The organism is Streptomyces roseus (assembly GCF_001044425.1).
Taxonomy (GTDB): domain Bacteria; phylum Actinomycetota; class Actinomycetes; order Streptomycetales; family Streptomycetaceae; genus Streptomyces; species Streptomyces roseus.
The window spans coordinates 24,050-45,406 of the sequence record NZ_LFML01000053.1; the positions used below are offsets into that span (position 1 = coordinate 24,050).

The window sequence follows — 21,357 nt, forward strand, 5'->3', positions numbered from 1 at the left end:
TGTGCCTCAGCCTTCCTGGCGGTTTGCGGATGTGTGGCGGCCCCCGAGGGTGGCCAGGCCGTGCTCGATGAACACCGGGACCAGGTCGCCGATCCGGTCGAAGCCCGCGCCCACCGTCTGTCCCAGCGTGTAGCGGTAGTGGATGCCTTCGAGGATCACCGCGAGCTTGAACCAGGCGAAGGCGGTGTACCAGGCGATCGCCCCGGTGTCCCGGCCGGAACGGGCGGCGTACCGCTCGATCAGCTCGGCCGGCGCCGGGTGGCCGGGCGCGCCGCTCGTGGTGCTGACCGGCGAGTCCGTCAGCCCCAGGTCCGAGCTGTACATCACCAGCAGGCCGAGGTCGGTGAGCGGATCCCCGAGCGTGGACATCTCCCAGTCCAGCACCGCCCGGATCGTGTCGTCCGGACCGCCGATCAGCACGTTGTCCAGCCGGAAGTCCCCGTGCACGACGGCGGGGGCGGGGGAGCGGGGCAGGGAGCGGCCGAGTGCGGCGTGCAGCTCGTCGATGCCCGCGAGTTCGCGGCCCCGCGAGGAGTCCAGCTGCTTGCCCCAGCGGCGCAGCTGCCGGTCGAGGAAGCCCTCGGGCCGGCCGAAGTCGCCCAGGCCCACCGCCGCCGGATCCACCGCGTGCAGGTCGACCAGGGTGTCCACCAGGCCCAGCACGGCCCGCCGGGTGCGCTCGGGGCCGAGCTCGGCGAGCTGGTCGGCGCTGCGGTACGGGACCCCGTCCACGTACTCCATCACGTAGAACGGCGCGCCGAGGACCGAGTCGTCCTCGCACAGCAGCACCGGCTCGGGCACCGGCACGGCCGTGCCGTGCAGCGCCCGGATCACCCGGTGCTCGCGCTTCATGTCGTGTGCCGTGGCCAGCACATGGCCGAGCGGCGGGCGGCGCACCACCCAGCGGCCGGTCCCGTCGGTGATCTCGTACGTGAGGTTGGAGCGGCCCCCCTCGATCAGCCGGCCGCGCAGCGCCCCGGCCACGAGCCCGGGCCGCACCCGGTCGAGATGACCGCGCAGCCCTTCCAGGTCGAGGCCCCGGGGGCCGGCCGAAGCGGGCTCTGACGCTGGCGCTGAGGTCATGGTGCGCACCTCCGTACGGAGTGGACGGGACGGGACGAACGAGTGACATCATGCCGACCAGTCGGTATGTCGTCCAGTGCGCCGGGCGTACGCGTGCGGGCCGGAGGGGGATCCTCCGGCCCGCACGCGACTCAGAACGCCCGCTGCGGGCGCGTACCGCGAGGCCCGCGCACCACGCGCTGCCCGTGCCTCACGCGTTGCCCGCGCCTCAGGCGTGGCACAGGATGGGCGTCCCGCCGTTCATCACGGTCATGTCCTGGAGCACCGCCAGGATGTTCAGCGGCGCCCCCTCCGGCTCCCCGGCGAGCTCCGCGTACGCCCGGTGCAGGTTCGCCACGAGCCGCTCGCTCTCCCGCCAGGCCGCGAACTCCCCGAGATCCGCCTGCCGCGCAGCCTCCAGCGGGCTCAGCCCCTTCGCCCGGCCCTCGCGGGCCAGTTCGGCCACGTACCGCAGATAGCGTTCGGTGGCCTCGTACGCGGACGGGTCCGTCAGCGGCCCGTGGCCCGGTACGACGGTCTCCGCGTCCAGCGAGCGCAGCAGCTCGAGCGCCCGCAGCGAACCGGCGAGCGAGCCCATCGCCAGGAAGGGCGTGCCCTCGGCGAAGACCAGGTCGCCGGTGAAGACGATGCCCTGCCGCGGAAGGAACACGATCGAGTCCCCGGTGGTGTGCGCGACGCCCGGGTGGATGACCCGGACCTCCGTCCCGCCGAGGTGGAGCGTCATCCGGTCGCTGTACGTGAGGTCGGGCGCGGTGATCTCGACCGAGCCGAAGTCGGTGGCGGGCCAGATCAGCTCCAGCTGGTGGCCGGCCGCGATCTGCTCGGTACGCGCGTTGTCGTGCGCGAGGATCAGCGCCTCGGGGGCGAAGACGGCGTTGCCGTACGTGTGATCGCCGTGGTGGTGGGTGTTGACCACCGTGCGCGGCAGCGGCACACCGGCGCCCACGACCGCCTCGCGCAGGGCCAGGGCGCGCCGCTGGGTGGCCGCGGTGTCGATGAGCAGGGTCCGGCCGCCGTCGGTGACGAAGCCGGCGTTGTTCAGGCACCAGCCGCCGTCCGGCTGGACGTAGGCGTACACCCCGGTCGCGGGCTGGACGAGGTACGGCTCTTCGGCGGTCATGTGGGCTCTCCCCGGGTCGCTCTGACAAGCGGTCAGCATCCTGCCAGCCCCGGCGGCGCCGGGGGAGGGCGGGGGTCTGCCGCGCCGGGGCGGCCGACCCTGTCTGCGGCCGTCTGCGGCCGTCTGCGGCCGTCGGCGGGTGGCCCGCGGCGGCCCTGCCGCAGCCCTCGGAGGCCGCGAGCGCCGTCAGTGGTCAGTGGTTCAGTGCTCAGTGCTCAGTGCTCCGTGGTCAGTGGTCGTCGTAGTGTCCGTCGTGCTCGGCGTGCCGGTGCCCGTCGTGCACGTAGTCCACGTGGTCACCGTGCCGCACGGCCTCGTGCCCGCAGGCCGGTCCGTGGGCGTGGTCGTGGTTCTCGTGGGCCGCGTGCCCGGCGGGCTCGCACTCGTCCCAGTGCCCGGCGTGCTCGCGGTGCAGATGGCCGTCGTGCGCGTAGTCGAGGTGGTCGCCGTGGGACACCTGCGCGTGGCCGCAGTCGGGGCCGTGGGCGTGGGCGTGGGTGGGGTGTTCCTGGTGGAGGCTCGTCATGGCGCAGAGGCTAGTGCGGAACATCCCGTATCGCCTGTTATGCGCCGACCGGCGCGGAGAAGCCGGATCATCCGATCACCGGCTCAGATGATGACCGCCACCGCGAACACCGACAGGGCCACCGCGCACGCCACCGCCGCCAGCGCCGACCTCGCCGGGAGCCCCGGCGGCCGGGCCGCCGCCAGCTGCCGTACCCGCCGGTGCGCGACCCCCAGGAACGCCAGCCAGATCAGCACGATCACCGCCGCCCCGAGGACCTCCACCGGCGAGCCCGACCCGCGCAGCGCCGTCCGCAGGGCCAGCACCGCCGTCACCGAGCACGCCAGTGTCGTACGCCGCCACGCGAGCCGGGTCCGCTCGGGTTGCAGCCCCGCGTCGCGGGCCGCCGGACCGGGGGTCGTCACGGCCGGCTCGTCCAGCCCATCAACACCACCAGGACCATCGCCACCGCGACCAGCCCCACCCCCAGGCTCAGCACCACGGGGAACCGGGACAGCGGCAGGTCCTCGCCCCGCCGCATCGCCCGCTCGCACTTCACCCAGTGGTTCACCGCCCGCAGCGCGCAGGCGGCGCCCACCGCGAGCAGCGCGAGCGACATCCCGACCCGCACCCCCCAGCGCAGGTCCGGCAGGAACTGGTCCACCGCGAACCCGCCGCCCACCAGGGCGAGGGCCGTCCTGATCCAGGCCAGGAAGGTCCGCTCGTTGGCCAGCGAGAACCGGTAGTCGGGGGTCTCGCCCTCGTCCCTCACCCGCTGCGGCGCGAACCACAGGCGCACGTCCTTGACGAAGTCGATCACCTGATCAATCTACTGGCGGGACTCCCGGTGCGCGCGCAGTCGCCGGTACGCCTCCAGCCCGTCCGGCACCCACTCCCACTCCCCGTCCGCGACCCGCCCCGCGAGCTCCTCCTCGGAGAGCCACGTGTGCCAGGCCACCTCCGACTCCTGCGGCCGCACCGGCAGCTCGCAGCGCACCTCGTGCACGTAGGACCACCAGGCCCCGCCCGGGCCCTCGTACAGGAACTTGAACAGCGGCACCGGCTGCGCCAGCCCCGCCACTCCCAGCTCCTCCTCTGCCTCCCGCAGCGCGGCCTCGGCATAGCTCTCGCCGGCGCCCACCACCCCGCCGACGAACATGTCGTAGGCGGAGGGGAAGACCAGCTTCGAGGCCGTCCGCCGGTGCACGAAGACCCTTCCCCGCGCGTCCCTGGCCTGGACGAACACGCACCGGTGGAGCAGCCCGCCCGCGTACACCTCGCCCCGCGGCGCCCGTCCCGTCACCCGGTCGTCCCGGTCCACCACGTCCAGCACTTCGTCAGCAGCACTCACACGGCCCATCCAACCACCGCTGTTGACTGGTTACCGCTGCGTAGCCAAGGATCTGCCCCACCACCGACCGGAGGACGGGTTCGCACACATGACGTACGACGCAGACGTGATCGTGATCGGGGCGGGTCTCGCGGGTCTCGTGGCCACCGCCGAGCTCGTCGACGCGGGCCGCAAGGTCATCCTGCTCGACCAGGAGCCGGAGCAGTCGATCGGCGGCCAGGCGCACTGGTCCTTCGGCGGGCTCTTCTTCGTCGACTCACCCGAACAGCGGCGGATGCGGATCAGGGACAGCCGTGAGCTCGCCCTCCAGGACTGGAGCGGCACCGCCGGCTTCGACCGCGAGGAGGACGCCTGGCCGCGCCGCTGGGCCGAGGCGTACGTGGACTTCGCGGCGGGCGAGAAGCGCCCCTGGCTGCACGCCCGGGGCGTCCGCTTCTTCCCGGTGGTCGGCTGGGCCGAACGCGGCGGGTACGACGCGAACGGCCACGGCAACTCCGTCCCCCGCTTCCACATCACCTGGGGCACCGGTCCGGGCCTCGTCGCCCCCTTCGAGCGGCGGGTCCGCGCAGGGGTGGCCCGCGGGCTGGTCCGGCTCCGCTTCCGCCACCGGGTCACCGGGCTCGCCCGCACGGCCGGCGCCCTGGACACCGTGACCGGCGAGGTCCTGGAGCCCTCGGACGCCGTACGGGGCACCGCGAGCGGCCGCGAGAGCACCGGCACCTTCTCCCTCCGGGCCCAGGCCGTGATCGTCACCAGCGGCGGGATCGGCGGCAACCACGACCTCGTCCGCGCGCAGTGGCCCGACCGGCTCGGCACCCCGCCGCGGCGGATGCTCTCCGGGGTCCCGGCGCACGTGGACGGCCTGATGCTCGGCATCGCGGAGCGGGCCGGGGCCAGCCACATCAACAAGGACCGCATGTGGCACTACACCGAGGGCATCGAGAACTGGAACCCGATCTGGTCCAGGCACGGCATCCGCATCCTGCCCGGCCCGTCCTCGCTCTGGCTGGACGCCACCGGCAGGCGGCTGCCCGTACCGCTCTTCCCCGGGTTCGACACCCTCGGCACCCTCGACCACATCATGAAGACCGGGCACGACCACACCTGGTTCGTGCTCAACCAGCGCATCATCGGCAAGGAGTTCGGCCTCTCCGGCTCCGAGCAGAACCCGGACCTGACCGGCAAATCGGTCCGCGACGTCATCGACCGGGCGCGCCAGGCCGTACCGGGGCCGGTGAAGGCCTTCATGGACCGCGGCGCCGACTTCGTCGTCGAACGCGACCTCGGCGCGCTGGTGCGCGGGATGAACGCCGTCACCAAGGAGGACCTCCTCGACGAGGAGACCGTCCGCCGCGAGATCGTCGCCCGGGACCGGGAGATCGCCAACCCCTTCACCAAGGACCTCCAGGTGACGGCCATCCACGGCGCCCGCAAGTACCTCGGCGACAAGCTGATCCGCACCGCCGCCCCGCACCGCATCCTCGACCCGAAGGCGGGCCCGCTGATCGCCGTACGGCTCTCCATCCTGACCCGCAAGTCCCTGGGCGGCCTGGAGACCGACCTGTCCTCCCGGGTCCTGACCGGATCCGGCGAGCCGCTGCCCGGCCTGTACGCGGCGGGCGAGGCGGCCGGTTTCGGCGGGGGAGGGGTCCACGGCTACCGCGCCCTGGAGGGCACCTTCCTCGGCGGCTGCATCTTCTCGGGGCGCGCGGCGGGCCGCGCCGCGGCCCAGGCGGTGGGCTGATTAGGAGGCGGGTGACGAGGTGCGCCAGGCGGCGGGCGAGGTGGTGCGCCAGGGCGGTCCGGGCGGTCCGCTCGTGTGCAGTGCGCCATTCGGCCACAGTCGGATAGCCCCTGCCCTCGTCCGGGGCGTGCTTCGGGGCCCGCCTCCGTACGCGGCGGCACCCGTTCCTCCGTCCCCTGCGCCACGGCCACCGGACGCTGCGCGCAGTCCCTGACCGCCATCGGAGCGCCCGTCACCGGCGGGGGGTCGCCCGTCACCTCGTACGCGGCCGGCGACCCGGTCGCCGAGGCCTCCGCCCCGCCGAGCCCCGCACGGCACCGCCGTCCGCGACCGTCGCGCCGTCCACGGCGGTCGCGAACGCGGTAATGCGCACCAACTGTCCCCTTGTTCCTACCAGTTGAAACACGCCACGCAGTGGACTGGACCTTGACGCGGAGCTGTGCCTACCGCTTTGCTGTGCGTGATCATCCAGCCAAACCGTCCGCCCGCGCCCGTGTTGGAGGGAATCCCGCGGATGTCCCCGCCTCCGCCGCCCCTCGGCCGCGCCCGCAAGCGGGACGCCCAGCTCTTCGATCCGGCCTTGTGCGACACGGAACTGGTCGACGTACGAGCACAGTTCACCCAGGGCCGGTGGACCCGGGCCCGTTCCCTCCTCGTCTCCACCGGCGACGACTGGGACCGCCGCGGCCACCGCCTCGTCGTGCTCGCCGAGACCCCGGCCGCCACCGCCTGGGCCCGCGAATGGCTGCTCGCCGAACCCGACAGCCCCGACGCCGCCACCCTCCTCGCCTGCGCCGCCGTCTTCACCGCCCTGCGCCGCAAGGGCACGCCCGAAGCCGCCGAGGAGGCCTGCCGCCGGGCCGCCGCGCTGCTCCCCGCCGACCCCACCCCCTGGCTGGGGCTGCTCATGCTCAGCCGGGCCTTCGGCACCGGGGAGGAGTTCAGCCGCCACTTCGACCAGGTCCGGGCCCGCCACCGCGAGCACCACCACGCCCACCACCTGATGGTCGCCAGGCTGGCCGAACACACCCCCTCATCCGGCCACGACCCGCTCCACGAGGTCTACGACTTCGCCGCCTGGGCCGCCGAGGAGTCCCCGGCCGACTCCCCGCTCGCCGTCCTGCCGGTCATCGCCCACGCCGAGCGGTACCGGGTGCTCGCCGCCACCCCGGGCCGCGCCCCCGGCGGGCCCGCCGCCCACTGGTCGGGCCGGCGCGCCCGCCAGGTGCTGCGCTCCGCCTTCGACTGGTGGCTGGAGTGGGAGCGCGAGGACCACCCCCGCAACCGGGTCGACCTCAACTTCCTGGCCCACGCCAAGCTCTGCGAGGGCCGGCCGGCCGAGGCCGCCGCCCTCTTCCACCGCATCGGAAGCCACGCCACGCCCGCCCCCTGGTCCTATCCGGACCTCGACCCCCACAAGGCCTTCCTCGCCGCTCGCAGCGCCGCGCTCGGCACGGACTGACGCGGCGGGCCCGCACCGCGCACCCCCGCACCGCGCACCCCCGCCCCCCCGACCTTCCCCCGAAAGGACACCCCGCCATGGCGACGGGCAGATCCACCACGCTCAGCACCGCGCCCGAGATCCGCACCTACAAGGGCCAGGACCGCGCCCTGCGCGCCGACCGCCTCGGCACCGCCGGGCTGCTGCTCTCCGTACTCGCCGCCAGCGCGCCCCTGATGGTGGTCGCCGGCGTGATGCCCACCACCTTCGGCGTCATGGGCATCGTCGGCCAGCCCCTGCTCTTCGTGATCCTCGGCGTCGTGCTCGCGCTCTTCGGCATCGGCTACGCCGAGATGAGCCGGCACGTCCACAACGCCGGCGCCTTCTACGCGTACATCGCGCGCGGCCTCGGCCCCACCGCCGGCGCCGGTGCCTCGCTCGTCGCCCTCGTGGCCTACAGCGCCATGCAGGTCGGCGTCTACGGCATCCTCGGCTTCGAGATCTCCGGCCTCTTCGCCACGTACCTCCACACCGACCTCGCCTGGTGGATACCGGCCCTGGCGGCCGTCGCCCTCACCGGCGCGCTCGGCTGGCTCAAGATCGATCTCAACGCCAAGGTCCTCGGCGTCCTCCTGCTCATCGAGGTCGTCCTCGTCGTCATCTTCGACATCGCCGCGATCGGCAAGCCCGGAGCCGAAGGCATCTCGCTGCACGCCTTCAACCCCGGCACCCTGAGCGGCCCCGGCCTCGGCACCGCCCTGTGCTTCTGCATCGCCGCCTTCGTCGGCTTCGAGCAGTCGCCGGTCTACGCCGAGGAGACCAGCAAGCCCCACATCGTCGTCTCGCGCGTGATGTTCCTCGCCGTCGGCTTCGTCGCCCTCTTCTTCGCCTTCAGCGCCTGGGCCCTCACCGTCGCCACCGGCCCCTCCGAGGTCGTCAAGAACTCCGCCGAAGCCGGCCCCGGCCTGCTCTTCCAGCTCACCGAGGCCCGCCTCGGCACGACCTTCACCGACGTGCTGCACGTCCTCTTCGTGACGGGCATGTTCGCCGCCATGCTCAGCTTCCACAACGTGGTGGCCCGCTACGCCTTCGCCATGGGCCGCGAGGGCCTGCTCCCGGCCGCCTTCGGCCGGACCAACGCGGGCACCGGCGCCCCCGCCACCGGCTCGCTCCTGCAGACCGTCGTCTCCGTCCTCGTCGTCCTGGCCTTCGCCGTCACCGACGACCAGCCGACCGGGGACCCCACCACGCCCGTGCTGCACCTCTTCACCTGGATGGGCAACGTCGGCGCCCTCGGAGTGACCCTCCTCATGGCCGCCGCCTCCTTCGCCGTCATCGCCTTCTTCGTCCGCCGCGGCACCGCCGCCGCCCAGGTCTGGCGGCTCGTGGCGGCCGGCGCCGCCGGGATCGCGCTGCTCGCCATCGCCGTCTACACGGTGAAGGACTTCGACGTCCTGGTCGGCGCCGAGAAGGGTTCCGCGCTCAGCTGGGTCCTGCCCGGCGTCATCGCCGCCGCCGCCCTCGCCGGGCTCCTGTACGGGGCCCTCCTGCGCAGCCGCCGCCCCGAGGTGCACGCCCGCATCGGCCTCGGGAACGAGGCCTTCCGCCTCGACCAGGCCGCGGAGGCCGGCCCCCGGCAGTAAGAGGGCCCGGCCGCGGCGGCCGGTCCCCGTGCAACCCCGTACCGCCTCGCTTTCAAGCCCATGCGAAGCCCCCGACGCCCGTTTCCATGGTCGCCGGGGGTTTCCGCGTAGGGAGGCCGGGTTTTGGCCCTGGCCGGGGCTCATGGTCTCCTGGGGCGACAAAAACATTCGGACCCCCGCACAGGTGACACCACCCAGCTCCCCTGCGCGGCGTCCGGGCCTGCCTGTCCCACGCACGAAGGCGAAGCGCTACATGAGTGACAGCACCTTGACCGAGGCCACCGCCCCGGCGTCGTCCCGCCACGTCGACGCGGGTGACGAGGGCTACAGCAAGGACCTCAAGTCCCGCCACATCAACATGATCGCCATCGGCGGGGCGATAGGCACCGGCCTGTTCCTCGGCGCCGGCGGCCGGCTCGCCAACGCGGGGCCCTCCCTCGCGATCGCCTACGCGGTGTGCGGCCTCTTCGCCTTCTTCGTCGTCCGGGCCCTCGGCGAGCTCGTGCTCTACCGTCCCTCCTCCGGCGCGTTCGTCTCCTACGCGCGTGAGTTCATGGGGGAGAAGGGCGCCTACACGGCCGGCTGGCTGTACTTCCTGAACTGGTCCACGACCACCGTGGCCGACATCACCGCCGCCGCCACCTACGCGCACTTCTGGTCGATGTTCACCAGCGTCCCGCAGTGGGTCCTCGCCCTGATCGCCCTCGCCGTGGTCCTCACCGCGAACCTGATCTCGGTGAAGTACTTCGGCGAGATGGAGTTCTGGTTCTCCCTGGTCAAGGTCGCGGCCCTCGGCATCTTCCTGCTCGTCGGCATCTACCTGGTCGCCACCAGCCACCCGATCGACGGCCACACCCCGGGCCTGTCCTCGATCACCGACAACGGCGGCATCTTCCCCTCCGGCATGCTCCCGATGCTCCTGCTGCTCCAGGGCGTGGTCTTCGCGTACGCCTCCGTCGAGCTGTGCGGAGTCGCCGCCGGCGAGACCGAGAACCCCGAGAAGATCATGCCGAAGGCGATCAACTCGATCATGTGGCGCGTCGGCCTGTTCTACGTCGGCTCGGTGGTCCTGCTCGCTCTGCTGCTCCCGTACACCTCGTACTCCTCGGACCAGAGCCCCTTCGTCACCGTCTTCGACAAGCTGGGCGTCCCCGGCGCCGCCGGCGTCATGAACCTGGTCGTCCTGACCGCCGCGCTCTCCAGCCTGAACTCCGGGCTCTACTCCACCGGCCGCATCCTGCGCTCGATGGCCATGTCCGGCTCGGCGCCGAAGTTCACCGCCCGCATGAACAAGGGCAAGGTCCCCTACGGCGGAGTGCTCTTCACCGCCGCCTTCGGCCTCGCCGGCGTCGGCCTGAACTACCTGATGCCCAAGGACGCCTTCGAGCTGGTCCTGAACTTCGCCTCGCTGGGCATCCTCGGCACCTGGGCGATGGTCATGGTCTGCTCGCTCTTCTTCTGGCGCCGCGCGCAGCAGGGCGGCGTGCAGCGCCCCGCCTACCGCCTCCCCTGGGCCCCGTACACGCAGATCGTCACGCTGGTGTTCCTGGTCACCGTGCTGGTCCTGATGTGGTGCGACGGCGGCGTCGGCCGCACCACGGTCATGTGCGTCCCCGTCATCGGCGCCGCGCTCGTCGGCGGCTGGTTCCTGGTGCGCCGCCGCGTGGCCGAGATCGCCGCGAACCGCTGACGCCCCCTCCGCGAACGAGAAGGACCCCGCCCTCGGGCGGGGTCCTTCTCGTTCACCCGGCTCCGGCCGATGCCGTGGCCGCCGGGGCAGCCGCAGCGGAAACAGGCCGTACAACGCGAAAAACCCCACCGAAATGGGGTTCTCGCTCTGTGTCCGAGGGGGGACTTGAACCCCCACGCCCGATAAAGGGCACTAGCACCTCAAGCTAGCGCGTCTGCCATTCCGCCACCCGGACAAGGTGTCTGTCTCGCGTCCCTCGCGGGCCGTTCCGACGTGGAAAACATTACCAAACATTCCGGGGCCCTCGATCACACCCCCCTGCGGCCGGGGATCGCCCTTGGGCGGAGGCGGGTGAAGCGGGAGGATGGGGAGGCAGTCGGTACCGATCAGTGGGAGGAAGCAGCGTGAGCGAGTCGAGCGCGGGCAGGACCGTCTCCGGCGAGGACGAGGTCGTCGACCTCTGCCGGGACCTCATCCGGATCGACACCAGCAACTACGGGGACCACTCCGGTCCCGGGGAGCGCAAGGCGGCCGAGTGGGTCGCGGAGAAGCTCGCCGAGGTCGGGCTGGAGCCGCAGATCTTCGAGTCCCACAAGGGGCGCGCCTCGACCGTCGCGCGCATCGAGGGGGAGGACCCGTCGCGGCCGGCGCTGCTGATCCACGGCCACACGGACGTGGTCCCGGCGAATGCCGCCGACTGGACCTACGACCCCTTCTCGGGCGAGATCGCCGACGGCTGCCTGTGGGGCCGCGGCGCCGTCGACATGAAGGACATGGACGCGATGACGCTGGCCGTCGTACGCGACCGGCTGCGCAGCGGCCGCAAGCCCCCGCGGGACATCGTGCTGGCCTTCCTCGCCGACGAGGAGGCGGGCGGCGTGTACGGCGCCCGGCACCTCGTGGACAAGCACCCCGGCCTGTTCGACGGGGTCACCGAGGCGATCGGCGAGGTCGGCGGCTTCTCGTTCACCGTCAACGAGAACCTGCGGCTGTACCTGGTGGAGACCGCCCAGAAGGGCATGCACTGGATGCGGCTCACGGTGGAGGGCACCGCGGGCCACGGGTCGATGACGAACAACGACAACGCCATCACCGAGCTGTGCGAGGCCGTGGGGCGCCTGGGCCGCCACCAGTGGCCGGTGAGGGTCACCAAGACCGTACGGAGCTTCCTGGACGAGCTCTCGGACGCGCTCGGCACCCCGCTCGACCCCGACGACATGGACGCGACCCTGGCCAAGCTGGGCGGCATCGCCAAGATGGTCGGCGCGACGCTGCGCAACTCGGCCGCCCCGACCATGCTCGGCGCCGGCTACAAGGTCAACGTCATCCCCGGCCAGGCCACCGCGCACGTGGACGGCCGCTTCCTGCCCGGCTACGAGGACGAGTTCTTCGCCGACCTCGACCGGATCCTCGGGCCGCGCGTGAAGTACGAGGACGTGCACGGGGACAAGGCCCTGGAGACGGACTTCGACGGGCGGCTCGTGGACGCCATGCAGGGCGCCCTGAAGGCCGAGGACCCGATCGCGCGGGCGGTCCCGTACATGCTCTCCGGCGGTACGGACGCGAAGTCCTTCGACGACCTCGGCATCCGCTGCTTCGGCTTCGCCCCGCTCCAGCTCCCGCCGGAGCTCGACTTCGCCGGGATGTTCCACGGGGTGGACGAGCGGGTGCCGGTCGACGGGCTCAAGTTCGGCGTGCGCGTTCTCGACCGATTCATCGACAACTGCTGAGAATCGGGAAGGTGTGCGTTTCTCACTGGGAAGAGTGAATGCACTCATACGCTCGTAGCCCCGGTGATGCCTCCTCGTTACAGGTGGTGCGGTCCGCGGCTGGGACCGCATTGCCAACTAGGAGGAACTCATGCTTAAGAAGGTTGTCGCCGCTGCGGCTGCCACCGGTGGTCTCGTTCTCGCGGGTGCGGGCATCGCCGCCGCCGACGCGGGTGCGCAGGGTGCGGCCATCGGCTCCCCCGGTGTCCTGTCCGGCAACGTCGTCCAGGTTCCGGTTCACATCCCCGTGAACGTCTGCGGTAACACGGTCAACGTGATCGGCCTGCTGAACCCCGCTTTCGGCAACACCTGCGTCAACGCCTGACGCTTCTGAAGTCTTGGGCCCCGGAGCGCATTCCAGCGCTCCGGGGCCGCCGGGCTTTCAGGGCCCGGCTGTTCTTACACCGCAGGGGGACAACACACATGCGACGACAGGCAGCGGCAGCGGTCACCAGGAAGACGCTGATCACGATGGCGGCGGCGGGGGGTGTGCTCGCGCTGGGCGGGGGTTACGCACACGCGGACTCCGGCACGTCCGGCCATGCCGTGAACTCTCCGGGCGTGGCGTCCGGGAACTCCGACCACGTGCCCGTGGACGCGCCGGTGAACATCTGCGGCAACACCATCTCGGTGGTGGGGCTGCTCAACCCGGCCTTCGGGAACCGGTGTTCCAACGACTCGGCCACGCCCAACCACCCGGGTCACCCCGGCAACCCCGGCCACCCGGGCAACCCCGGTCACCCGGCCGAGCCCGAGGAGCCGGACGAGCCGTGCGACGAGGACGAACCGGCCCACCCGGGAAACCCCGGCACGCCCGGCCACCCGGGCACTCCGGGCCACCCGGGCACTCCGGGCCACCCGGGAACCCCCGGTCACCCGGGCCACCCCGGCACCCCGGGTAACCCCGGCACTCCCGGTAACCCCGGCACCCCGGGCATGCCCGGCCACCCGGGCCAGCCCGGCCACCCGGGCCAGCCGGGTACCCCCGGGCTTCCCGGCGGGCCCACCGGGCCCGGCACGGGCGGTGTCACTCCTGTGACCCACCCCGGCCAGGGCATCGCCCCGGCCCAGCAGGCGGGACTCGCCGCCACCGGCGCCGGAGACGTCCTCGGCGTGGGCCTTCCGCTCGCCGCGGGCACGCTGCTGGCCGGCGCCGTGCTCTACCGGCGCGCCCGCAGCGCGACCTGAGGCGCGGCAGCCCTACGACGCGGGTCCCGGTCCGGGGCCCGCGTCATCTGGCCCGCGTCACCAGGTGGCGCGGACCTGACGGATGATCCTCCGGCGCAGCCGCACCCGGCGACTGCCGTCCCGGTAGAGGGCCAGCCGGTCGATCTCCCAGTTCCCGTACTCGGCATGATCGGTGAGCAGGCGGGTCGCCTCCTTGCGGGGCACACCGCGGGGCACGTACACGTCGACAAATTCGTATTCCGGCATCGCATCTATTGTGCGGGCAGAGCCCTGCTACGGATAGCGTCTGCACTATGTCTGATGCCGCTCTGCCCAGTGTTGCCGAGGTACGCGCCGCCGCCGAGGCGGTCAAAGCCGCTCTCGACCGTCACCTCGCCGCGGTCGAGAGCAGGATCGGGGACGAGGACCCGGCCGTCTACGCCGCCTTCAACGAACTCGCCGCGGCCGCCGAGGAGTACGACGAGCTCCTCTACGACCGGTACGACGAGGTCACCCCGTTCGAGATCCCCACGCCCGAGGACGGTGTCCCGTACACCGGGCCCGCCGAACCCGCCGCTTTCAGCGTGCTCATCCGCCGCGACTACGCGGTCGTCGAACCGCCGAGGCTGATCGCCCAGGCCGAGCGGGTCGCCGCCCACGACCGGGACGCCGAGCTCGCCCTCGACGGCGGTACGGCCGGTGCCCTGGGCGTGCTCTTCGGGGAGTACGAGCCCGACGAGATCGCCTCCCGCTACAAGGAGTTCGGCCTGGAGGAGGGGGACTCCACCCTCTGGATCGCGGCCTCGGAGGAGGTCGCGGAACCGGGGGAGTGGCTGGGTTCGCCCTTCGGGCACACCGATCCGCAGGACGTGCTGCACCGGTTCGACGTGAGCTCCGTCTTCGACGAGGAGACGGACGATTTCGACGAGGACGAGGAAGAAGAGGCGGGTGGCCGGGCGGCGCGGCCCGGGCTGACCCCCGCCTGACCGCCTCCCGCGCACAGGACACCGCGGCCCCCGTCCCGCAGGCGGATTCCAGGGGTCGTTGCAACACATTGATCAACTGGCTGTTGCCAGGAGCTTAGCGAGGCGCTCGGCTGGGGTTTCCCAGCCGAGTGTTTTGCGTGGGCGACTGTTGAGTTCTGTCGCGACGGCCGCCAGGTCGTCGGGGGTGTGGGCTGCCAGGTCGGTGCCCTTGGGGAAGTACTGCCGCAGCAGGCCGTTGGTGTTCTCGTTCGATCCGCGCTGCCAGGGGCTGGCTGGATCGCAGAAGAAGACGGGTATGTCTGTGGCGACGGTGAACGAGCGGTGGGCGGACATCTCCGAGCCCTGGTCCCAGGTCAGAGACCGCCAGAGGTGGCGCGGGAGGGACTGAACGGTCGTGGCGAGCGCGTCGCGGGTGGCCATGGCGGTGTGACCGGCGGGCAGGTGGACGAGCATCAGGTAGCGGGTGGCGCGTTCGACCAGCGTGCCGATGGCGGACTTGCCGTTCTTGCCGATGATCAAGTCGCCCTCCCAGTGGCCCGGAACGGCCCTGTCGGCAGCCTCGGCGGGCCGCTCTCTGATCATGACCATGTTCTTGATCGGACCGGGGAGACGCTTGTAGGCGTGGCGGTGCGGGCGTCGCGCAGCCCGGCCGGTCCGCAGCGAGCGGGTCAGTTCCCGGCGGAGTTCTCCACGGCCCTGGACATAGAGAGCCCGGTAGATCGTCTCGTGGACCACGTGCATCTCCGTGCGGTCGGGAAAGGCGGCCCGCAGAGCCTGGCAGATCTGCTCCGGGCTCCACCTCCTTGTGAGGCGATCCTGGATGAAGTCCCGCAGCTCGGAACACTGGCCGATCTTCCCGGCCTTCGGGCGAGCGCGTCTGTTCCGAGCCCGGACGTCGGCCTGGAAGGGCTGATAGAAGAAACCACCCCTGGGCATCGGTCGGCGGTTGCGGCGTATCTCGCGGCTGACGGTCGAAGGGCTGCGGCCCAATTCGGCCGCGATCTGCCGGACGGACGCCTTCTCACGCAGCCGGTCAGCGATGTGTATGCGTTCGTCCTCGCGCAGGTACCGCGACGTCGGGAGAGCCGGCTCCCCCTGATCAACCGCCCCTCCAGGGAGCGGGTAAATCGGGGGGACCGGCTTTCGTCCCCGGTCCGGCGAGTGATGCCCATTGCGCCATCTCTTGCCGGTCCGCAGGTCGATACCGACGATGCGGGCCGCCTCCCGGGTGCTGTAGCCCTGCTCCATGAGCTGGAAGTATGCGGCCCGCTCGGCGACCAACCTGCGGGGCCCCCGCTGTGTCCGATCCTGACGAATCACGAAGTCCATCGCACCCCTTGAGCTGGGGTGTTGCAAGGACCACTAGAACCGAAGGCAAGGGCGGGGGCCGCGGCGCGTACGCCTTACGCGCGGCTCACTCCGGCTGGTCCCGCGCCGCCGCCACGAGGGCCCGCAGGAGGCCGGTCAGCCGGGTCGTACGCGGCTTCGGCAGCACCTCGGCGACCGCGCGCGGCAGCGCCTGGTCCACGCCGTGCACCACGGACAGGTGCCGCTCGGCCCGCCCGAACGCCGTGTACACCCAGTCCCGGGAGAGGGCCTGCGCCGCGTCACCGGGCAGCACGACGACCACGGCGGGCCAGCGCGCGCCCACCGCCTGGTGCGCCGTCACCGCCCAGCCGTGCCGCACCTGCGTCTCCACCCGCTCCTTCGGTACGACGATCCGCGCGCCGGAGGCGTCCAGGTGCAGCCCTTGCGCGTCGGCCGACACCACCGTGGCCGGGACGGCCCGGCCGGGCGAGGGCACGTGCACGACGCGGTCGCCGGGGTCGAAACCGCCGAACCGGCCGGGGCCCGGGTTCAGCCGCTCCTTGAGGGCCGTGTTCAGGGCGCGGGTGCCCGCCGAGCCCCCGTGGCCCGGGGTGATGACCTGGACGGCGTCCGCGGCGATCCCGAAGGCGCGCGGTACGGACTCGGCCACCAGCTGCACGGTGCGGTGGACGGCCTCCCCGGCATCGCGCACCGGGACGATGACGACCTCCTTGCCGGGGGCCTCGACCTGGTTCAGCTCGCCGACGCCGATCCCGGAGACGAGCTCGCCGACCGGCCCGGGGTCGGGCGTGCGGGAGACCACCTGCGGGCAGGCGCGGGCCGCCAGTACATCGCCGAACACCCGGCCGGGCCCGGCGGACCCGAGCACCCCGGGGTCCCCGGAGAGCACCAGGCGGGCCCCGTCGGGGACGGACTCGACGAGCGCGGCGGCGCTCTCCACGTCCAGCTGGGGGGCGTCGAGGACCACGAGCAGGTCCACCGCGAACTGCCCGTCCGCGTCCCGGCCGGGGCCGGCCGCGCCGGAGAGCAGGTCCGCGACGGCGACGGCGCCGTGCAGGGGCGTGTGCGCGGCCAGGCAGACGCGCAGGCCGAGATCGCGGGCGGCCGCGAGCAGGGCCAGCGGTTCGGCGCGGGCGGCCTCGCCGCCGGTGTGGGTCACCAGGCCGTGGCCGGAGACGGCGCGGATCAGCTCGGCGCCGGGGCCGGTGGCGGCCTTCTCCCAGTCCGCCGGAGCGTCGAAGGCGTTGGCGAGCCGGGCCAGGCCGTCGGCCAGGCTCTCCTCGGCCAGTGCGTGGCCCTCCAGGCCGACGAGCACGCGGACGGGCTGCTCCTCGCCCTCGGCGACGGGCGGGCCGAGCGGCTCCTGGAACACGAGGACGGCGCCCTCGCCGATGGACCGCTCCAGGGCTCCGGCGGGGTCCGGGACGCCGTACTGGGCCAGGGCGGCTTCGAGAGCGGGGGCCTCCAGGGCGGTGTGCCCCTTGAGCGCCGCCTGCCCCAGCAGCCAGCCCACCAGGGCGGCGGCGCGCCGCTCGTCGCCGGGGCCGGCCTCCGGGCCGAGCAGGGCCCGGGCGAAGCCGTCGGCCTGCGCGGGGCGGACGGCGGCGACGGCGAGGAGTTGCCAGGGGTCCTCGGCGAGCCGCTCGGCGGCGGCCTCGCCGAGGGCGGTGGCGGCCGGGACGGCCAGCGCCTCGGGGGCGCCGCCGCGGGCGAGCACGGCGCGCACGCCGTCGACGCCGGCGGCGGTCGGGGCGGGGACGGCGGGCCGGGCGGGGCGGGGGGCCGCGGGAGCCTCCGCCGCCCGCCGCGGAGCGACGGGCGCCTCGTCGAAGTACACGGGGGAGGGCTTCTCCCCGCTCTCCACCGCCCGTACGGCGGCCAGCAGATCGGCGGCCTTCCCGCTGAGCTTGGCTCCTGCCTCCACGGGGGCCTGACGCTCGGCCTTGCGGCGGGCGATGCGCTCCCGCTCCACCTTCTGCGCGGCCAGCTCGGCGGCGGCCTCGCTCACCACGGGCTGCGCCACCTCCCCGGCGGCGGCCCCGGCCTCGGACTCGGCCCCGGCCCCGGCCCCGGGCTCGGCCCCGGCCTCGGCCTCGGCCTCGGCTTCGGTCTCCGGCGCGTCGGAATCGACATCGGAAGCCGCTGCGACCGCGGCCTCCGGCGCGTCGGAGCCGCCGTCAGGGGCCGGCCCCGCCCCCGACCCGGACTCCGGCACCGCCGCGCCCTCCTCGCCCTGCGCCGCGTCCCCTTCCGGCACCGGGGGCTGCGCCTGCGGCCCCGCGCTGCCCGCTCCGGCGCCGGCGGCCTGCGGCTCCGCCGCCTCCGCCCCGGAGGGGGCCGCCTCGGGGGTGGCCGGGTCCTTCGGGGAAACGGCTTGGCGGTCCGTGCTCACAGCGTGCTCCAGTCGTGGTCGGGGTAGCGGTGCACGGGCGCGGACACATCGTCCAGCGCCCGGCAGATCTCCTCGGGAAGGGTAAGCGGCTCCACCGACAACGCCTCGCTGAGCTGCGCGGACGTCCGCGCGCCCACGATCGGCGCGACCACGCCCGGCCGGTCCCGGATCCATGCCAGTGCCACCTGGAGCGGGGTCACCGCGAGCCCCTGGGCCGCCGTCGCGACCGCGTCCACGATGCCGCTCGCCGTCTCCTCCAGATACGGTTCCACGAAGCCGCCCATCGTCGGCGAGGCCCCCCGGGAGCCGGCCGGGGCCGCGCCGTCCCGGTACTTGCCCGTCAGGACCCCCCGCCCCAGCGGGGAGGACGGGAGCAGCCCGACCCCCAGGTCCAGCGCCGCCGGGAGCACCTCGCGCTCCACGCCCCGCTGGAGCAGCGAGTACTCCATCTGCGCCGACGCCAGCCGCGTCCGCACCCCCGGTGCGGCCAGCTGCCACGTCGCCGACTTCGCCAGCTGCCAGCCGGAGAAGCCCGCCACCCCCGCGTACCGGGCCCTGCCGCTGCTCACCGCCAGGTCCAGGGCCTGGAGGGTCTCCTCCAGCGGGGTCGCCGGGTCGAAGGCGTGGACCTGCCACAGGTCCACGTGGTCGGTGCCGAGCCGGGCCAGCGAATCGTCGAGCGCGGCGAGCAGGTGCCCGCGCGAGCCGTCGACCCGGCGGTCGGCGGCCCGCACCGAGCCCGACTTCGTCGCGATCACCAGGTCCCGGCGCGGGACCAGCCCGCCGATCAACTGCCCCAGCAGGTACTCCGCCTCACCGCCCCCGTACACGTCGGCGGTGTCCACGAGCGTCCCGCCCGCCTCCCAGAACGTCTTCAACTGCTCGGCAGCGCCCGACTCGTCCGGGCCCTCCGCGCAACGGCCCCAGGTCAGGGTGCCGAGGCCGATCCGGGAGACGCGCAGTCCGGTGCGGCCGAGATGCCTGTGCTCCATGACCGCTGAGACTACTGGGGCACTGACGCGGGACGCCCTGGCGCGCTACAGTCCCCCGCAGACCCACGTTACTGATCGGTAAACCGGCATCACCGTAAGGGGACGACACATGCGGCTCGGCATCAATCTCGGCTACTGGGGCGCTGGCATGGACGCCGACAACCTGGCCGTGGCCCAGGAGGCGGACCGCCTGGGCTACGACGTCTGCTGGGCGGCCGAGGCCTACGGCTCCGACGCCCCGACGGTGCTCGCCTGGGTCGCCGCCCAGACCGAGCGCATCGACGTAGGCTCCGCGATCCTGCAGATCCCGGCCCGCCAGCCCGCGATGACCGCGATGACGGCCGCCACCCTCGACTCCCTCACCAAGGGCCGCTTCCGCCTCGGCCTCGGCGTCTCCGGCCCCCAGGTCTCCGAGGGCTGGTACGGCGTCAAGTTCGACAAGCCGCTCGCCCGCACCCGCGAGTACGTGGAGATCGTCCGCAAGGCCATGTCCCGCGAGCGCCTCAGCTACGACGGCGAGCACTGGACCCTGCCGCTGCCCGGCGGCCCCGGCAAGCCGATCAAGCTGACCGTGCACCCCGAGCGCGAGCACATCCCGCTCTACATCGCCGCCATCGGGCCCAAGAACCTGGAGCAGACCGGCGAGATCGCCGACGGCGCCCTGCTCATCTTCCCGGCCGCCGAACACCTGGAGGCCACCGCGCTCACCCACATCCGGGCGGGTCGCGAGAGGGCCGGACTGACCATGGAGGGCTTCGACGTCTGCCCGACGGTCCCGCTGGCCGTCGGCGAGGACGTGACCGGCCTCGCCGACATGTTCCGCCCGTACACGGCCCTGTACGTCGGCGGCATGGGCAGCCGGAAGCAGAACTTCTACAACCAGCTCGCCCAGCGCATGGGCTACGAGAAGGAAGCCGCCGAGATCCAGGACAAGTACCTGGCGGGCGACAAGGCGGGCGCGGCCGCGGCCGTCCCGCACTCGCTGATCGACTCGACCACCCTGCTCGGCTCCGTCGAGCGGATCGCCGACGGGATGCGGGCCTACGCCGAGGCCGGGGTCACCACCCTCACGCTCGCCCCGGCCGGTTTCACCCTGGACGAGCGGATCACCGCACTGCGCGCCGGCACGGAGGCCATGGAACGCGCCGGCCTGGCGTAACCGCTCCCCGCATGCTCTGCGGCCGTGGGGGGGGCTCGGGGGTCTCCCCCGCCACGGCCGACACAGGCACAACGCGTGCGACGCCCCGCGGGTTACGCCCGTACCCCCGCCCGTCGCCGTCGTTCATTCGGCCGAGCCGTCCACCCCTTCGGTTGCCGGGCCCCCGGATCGGCCGTTGACTCGATGCATGCTCTCTGCCCGCAGCCTGTTCCAGGAGATCGTCGACCACGACGACTCGTTCCAGCTGTTCTGCTCCATCGCGGCCAGCGGCGAGTCCCAGGGCGGCTGGGAGAACGCCCGGATCGCGGCCCTGGTGCCCGACGGCATGCGCGAGCTCGCACCCAAGATCACCCGGCACGGCGCCGACGAGGACAAGCACGGCCGGATCTTCCACGCCCTGCTGCGCAAGCGCGGGCTGCCTCCTGTCCCCGTGCCCCCCGAGACCGACTACACGATGCTGCTGGAGCGGCGCGGCATCGGCCTCGCGCACGAGAAGCTCCGCCGCGACGAGCCGCTGACCGAGCAGGACATCGTCGTCTACCTCGCCCACAGCCGCGTCACCGAGCAGCGCGCCGCCGACCAGATGGTCATGCTGGTGCGGCAGTTCGGGGACCACCCCGAGGTCGGCAAGGCCGTCCGCATGATCAGCCACGACGAGGACAACCACCTCGCCTACTGCCAGGAGGAGCTGCTCCGCCTGGTCCGCGAAGGGCACGGCCGGACCATCCAGCGGGTGCTGCGCGAGAGCGCCCTCGCCGAGATCTCCATCTACCGGGACGTGAGCCTCGCCGTCATGGGCCACATGGGCCGGCTGCTGCGCTGGCCCGCGCCCAAGGCGGCCGCGCTGGCCGCCGGGATCCGCGGGGCGTACGCGTACGAGCGGTTCGCCGGCTGGCACCGGATGATCAGCCTGCGCATGCCGGAGCGGCGCGACGCGCTGGGCGGCGCGGCGCTGACCACGCCCGAGTACGCGTGAGCGGCCCGGC

At 73.0% G+C, this 21,357-nt stretch carries 20 protein-coding genes and 1 tRNA gene; 10 read left to right on the top strand and 11 right to left on the bottom strand.

Annotated features, from left to right (window positions below; all coding sequences use genetic code 11):
• Nucleotides 1-6: 6 nt before the first annotated feature.
• From ACS04_RS14070 to ACS04_RS14095, 6 genes are all read right to left on the bottom strand, one after another.
• Entirely contained in the window at nucleotides 7-1,083 is a 1,077-nt protein-coding gene (locus ACS04_RS14070; protein ID WP_048476920.1) for a phosphotransferase family protein, read from the bottom strand.
• Nucleotides 1,084-1,291: 208 nt separating this feature from the next.
• Nucleotides 1,292-2,203 (bottom strand): MBL fold metallo-hydrolase, encoded by a 912-nt coding sequence (locus tag ACS04_RS14075; RefSeq protein ID WP_048476921.1) that lies wholly within the window; start codon nucleotides 2,201-2,203, stop codon nucleotides 1,292-1,294.
• Between the two features lie 229 nt (nucleotides 2,204-2,432).
• Nucleotides 2,433-2,729, bottom strand: coding sequence for a hypothetical protein (locus tag ACS04_RS14080; RefSeq protein ID WP_048476922.1), 297 nt, complete (start codon nucleotides 2,727-2,729; stop codon nucleotides 2,433-2,435).
• An 83-nt stretch (nucleotides 2,730-2,812) separates the two neighbouring features.
• On the bottom strand, nucleotides 2,813-3,133 hold the full coding sequence (locus ACS04_RS14085; protein ID WP_048476923.1) for a DUF202 domain-containing protein: 321 nt from the start codon (nucleotides 3,131-3,133) through the stop codon (nucleotides 2,813-2,815).
• Nucleotides 3,130-3,528: a YidH family protein gene (locus ACS04_RS14090; protein ID WP_048476924.1), complete on the bottom strand. Its 399-nt coding sequence runs from the start codon at nucleotides 3,526-3,528 to the stop codon at nucleotides 3,130-3,132. Before ACS04_RS14090 ends, ACS04_RS14085 begins: the two co-directional genes overlap by 4 nt.
• A 9-nt stretch (nucleotides 3,529-3,537) precedes the next feature.
• Nucleotides 3,538-4,068 (bottom strand): NUDIX domain-containing protein, encoded by a 531-nt coding sequence (locus tag ACS04_RS14095; protein WP_048476925.1) that lies wholly within the window; start codon nucleotides 4,066-4,068, stop codon nucleotides 3,538-3,540.
• A 79-nt stretch (nucleotides 4,069-4,147) separates the two neighbouring features.
• Here ACS04_RS14095 and ACS04_RS14100 point away from each other — a divergent pair, with 79 nt between their 5' ends.
• From ACS04_RS14100 to ACS04_RS14115, 4 genes are all read left to right on the top strand, one after another.
• Entirely contained in the window at nucleotides 4,148-5,803 is a 1,656-nt protein-coding gene (locus ACS04_RS14100; protein WP_048476926.1) for an FAD-binding dehydrogenase, read from the top strand.
• A gap of 514 nt (nucleotides 5,804-6,317) precedes the next feature.
• A complete protein-coding gene (locus ACS04_RS14105) occupies nucleotides 6,318-7,265 on the top strand; it encodes a hypothetical protein (RefSeq protein ID WP_048476927.1) in 948 nt (315 codons plus the stop codon).
• Nucleotides 7,266-7,342: 77 nt separating this feature from the next.
• Nucleotides 7,343-8,887 (top strand): APC family permease, encoded by a 1,545-nt coding sequence (locus ACS04_RS14110; protein WP_048476928.1) that lies wholly within the window; start codon nucleotides 7,343-7,345, stop codon nucleotides 8,885-8,887.
• Between the two features lie 253 nt (nucleotides 8,888-9,140).
• Nucleotides 9,141-10,577, top strand: a complete 1,437-nt coding sequence (locus tag ACS04_RS14115; RefSeq protein ID WP_048476929.1) for an amino acid permease — start codon at nucleotides 9,141-9,143, stop codon at nucleotides 10,575-10,577.
• A 150-nt stretch (nucleotides 10,578-10,727) separates the two neighbouring features.
• On the opposite strand, the gene ACS04_RS14120 is transcribed toward ACS04_RS14115, so the two are convergent.
• Nucleotides 10,728-10,812 (bottom strand) — tRNA-Leu (locus tag ACS04_RS14120).
• A 169-nt stretch (nucleotides 10,813-10,981) separates the two neighbouring features.
• On the opposite strand from ACS04_RS14120, the gene ACS04_RS14125 reads away from it, so the two are divergent.
• The 3 genes from ACS04_RS14125 (at nucleotide 10,982) to ACS04_RS14135 (ending at nucleotide 13,534) form a co-directional block, all read left to right on the top strand.
• The gene (locus ACS04_RS14125; protein ID WP_048476930.1) at nucleotides 10,982-12,307 is read left to right on the top strand and encodes a M20/M25/M40 family metallo-hydrolase; all 1,326 of its coding nucleotides are present in this window, start codon (nucleotides 10,982-10,984) and stop codon (nucleotides 12,305-12,307) included.
• A 130-nt stretch (nucleotides 12,308-12,437) separates the two neighbouring features.
• A complete protein-coding gene (chpH, locus tag ACS04_RS14130; protein WP_030037336.1) occupies nucleotides 12,438-12,671 on the top strand; it encodes a chaplin ChpH in 234 nt (77 codons plus the stop codon).
• Between the two features lie 98 nt (nucleotides 12,672-12,769).
• On the top strand, nucleotides 12,770-13,534 hold the full coding sequence (locus ACS04_RS14135; protein WP_048476931.1) for a chaplin family protein: 765 nt from the start codon (nucleotides 12,770-12,772) through the stop codon (nucleotides 13,532-13,534).
• A gap of 57 nt (nucleotides 13,535-13,591) precedes the next feature.
• Here the strand turns inward: ACS04_RS14135 and ACS04_RS14140 are convergent, their stop codons facing one another.
• Nucleotides 13,592-13,780 (bottom strand): DUF5703 family protein, encoded by a 189-nt coding sequence (locus tag ACS04_RS14140; protein ID WP_030860319.1) that lies wholly within the window; start codon nucleotides 13,778-13,780, stop codon nucleotides 13,592-13,594.
• A gap of 47 nt (nucleotides 13,781-13,827) precedes the next feature.
• Here ACS04_RS14140 and ACS04_RS14145 point away from each other — a divergent pair, with 47 nt between their 5' ends.
• Complete coding sequence (locus ACS04_RS14145) at nucleotides 13,828-14,499, top strand: hypothetical protein (RefSeq protein WP_048476932.1); 672 nt, start codon at nucleotides 13,828-13,830, stop codon at nucleotides 14,497-14,499.
• 72 nt (nucleotides 14,500-14,571) lie between these two features.
• On the opposite strand, the gene ACS04_RS14150 is transcribed toward ACS04_RS14145, so the two are convergent.
• From ACS04_RS14150 to ACS04_RS14160, 3 genes are all read right to left on the bottom strand, one after another.
• Complete coding sequence (locus ACS04_RS14150) at nucleotides 14,572-15,828, bottom strand: IS30 family transposase (protein WP_048476933.1); 1,257 nt, start codon at nucleotides 15,826-15,828, stop codon at nucleotides 14,572-14,574.
• A gap of 85 nt (nucleotides 15,829-15,913) precedes the next feature.
• Nucleotides 15,914-18,220 carry a helix-hairpin-helix domain-containing protein gene (locus ACS04_RS14155; RefSeq protein ID WP_048476934.1) on the bottom strand — a complete coding sequence of 769 codons (2,307 nt, stop codon included), beginning with the start codon at nucleotides 18,218-18,220 and terminating at the stop codon, nucleotides 15,914-15,916.
• Nucleotides 18,217-19,212, bottom strand: a complete 996-nt coding sequence (locus ACS04_RS14160; protein WP_048476935.1) for an aldo/keto reductase — start codon at nucleotides 19,210-19,212, stop codon at nucleotides 18,217-18,219. The genes ACS04_RS14155 and ACS04_RS14160 overlap by 4 nt, the downstream gene beginning before the upstream one ends.
• A gap of 109 nt (nucleotides 19,213-19,321) precedes the next feature.
• On the opposite strand from ACS04_RS14160, the gene ACS04_RS14165 reads away from it, so the two are divergent.
• Nucleotides 19,322-20,371, top strand: a complete 1,050-nt coding sequence (locus ACS04_RS14165; RefSeq protein WP_048476936.1) for an LLM class F420-dependent oxidoreductase — start codon at nucleotides 19,322-19,324, stop codon at nucleotides 20,369-20,371.
• A gap of 187 nt (nucleotides 20,372-20,558) precedes the next feature.
• On the top strand, nucleotides 20,559-21,347 hold the full coding sequence (locus ACS04_RS14170; RefSeq protein WP_048476937.1) for a ferritin-like domain-containing protein: 789 nt from the start codon (nucleotides 20,559-20,561) through the stop codon (nucleotides 21,345-21,347).
• Nucleotides 21,348-21,357 lie beyond the last annotated feature (10 nt).

Excerpts from the sequence above, each read along its gene's own strand:
- ACS04_RS14070 (WP_048476920.1), bottom strand. The coding sequence starts at position 1,083 with ATGACCTCAGCGCCAGCGTCAGAGCCCGCTTCGGCCGGCCCCCGGGGC.
- ACS04_RS14075 (WP_048476921.1), bottom strand. The coding sequence starts at position 2,203 with ATGACCGCCGAAGAGCCGTACCTCGTCCAGCCCGCGACCGGGGTGTAC.
- ACS04_RS14080 (WP_048476922.1), bottom strand. The coding sequence starts at position 2,729 with ATGACGAGCCTCCACCAGGAACACCCCACCCACGCCCACGCCCACGGC.
- ACS04_RS14095 (WP_048476925.1), bottom strand. The coding sequence starts at position 4,068 with ATGGGCCGTGTGAGTGCTGCTGACGAAGTGCTGGACGTGGTGGACCGG.
- ACS04_RS14100 (WP_048476926.1), top strand. The coding sequence starts at position 4,148 with ATGACGTACGACGCAGACGTGATCGTGATCGGGGCGGGTCTCGCGGGT.
- ACS04_RS14105 (WP_048476927.1), top strand. The coding sequence starts at position 6,318 with ATGTCCCCGCCTCCGCCGCCCCTCGGCCGCGCCCGCAAGCGGGACGCC.
- ACS04_RS14110 (WP_048476928.1), top strand. The coding sequence starts at position 7,343 with ATGGCGACGGGCAGATCCACCACGCTCAGCACCGCGCCCGAGATCCGC.
- ACS04_RS14115 (WP_048476929.1), top strand. The coding sequence starts at position 9,141 with ATGAGTGACAGCACCTTGACCGAGGCCACCGCCCCGGCGTCGTCCCGC.
- chpH (WP_030037336.1), top strand. The coding sequence starts at position 12,438 with ATGCTTAAGAAGGTTGTCGCCGCTGCGGCTGCCACCGGTGGTCTCGTT.
- ACS04_RS14135 (WP_048476931.1), top strand. The coding sequence starts at position 12,770 with ATGCGACGACAGGCAGCGGCAGCGGTCACCAGGAAGACGCTGATCACG.
- ACS04_RS14140 (WP_030860319.1), bottom strand. The coding sequence starts at position 13,780 with ATGCCGGAATACGAATTTGTCGACGTGTACGTGCCCCGCGGTGTGCCC.
- ACS04_RS14145 (WP_048476932.1), top strand. The coding sequence starts at position 13,828 with ATGTCTGATGCCGCTCTGCCCAGTGTTGCCGAGGTACGCGCCGCCGCC.
- ACS04_RS14150 (WP_048476933.1), bottom strand. The coding sequence starts at position 15,828 with ATGGACTTCGTGATTCGTCAGGATCGGACACAGCGGGGGCCCCGCAGG.
- ACS04_RS14160 (WP_048476935.1), bottom strand. The coding sequence starts at position 19,212 with ATGGAGCACAGGCATCTCGGCCGCACCGGACTGCGCGTCTCCCGGATC.
- ACS04_RS14165 (WP_048476936.1), top strand. The coding sequence starts at position 19,322 with ATGCGGCTCGGCATCAATCTCGGCTACTGGGGCGCTGGCATGGACGCC.
- ACS04_RS14170 (WP_048476937.1), top strand. The coding sequence starts at position 20,559 with ATGCTCTCTGCCCGCAGCCTGTTCCAGGAGATCGTCGACCACGACGAC.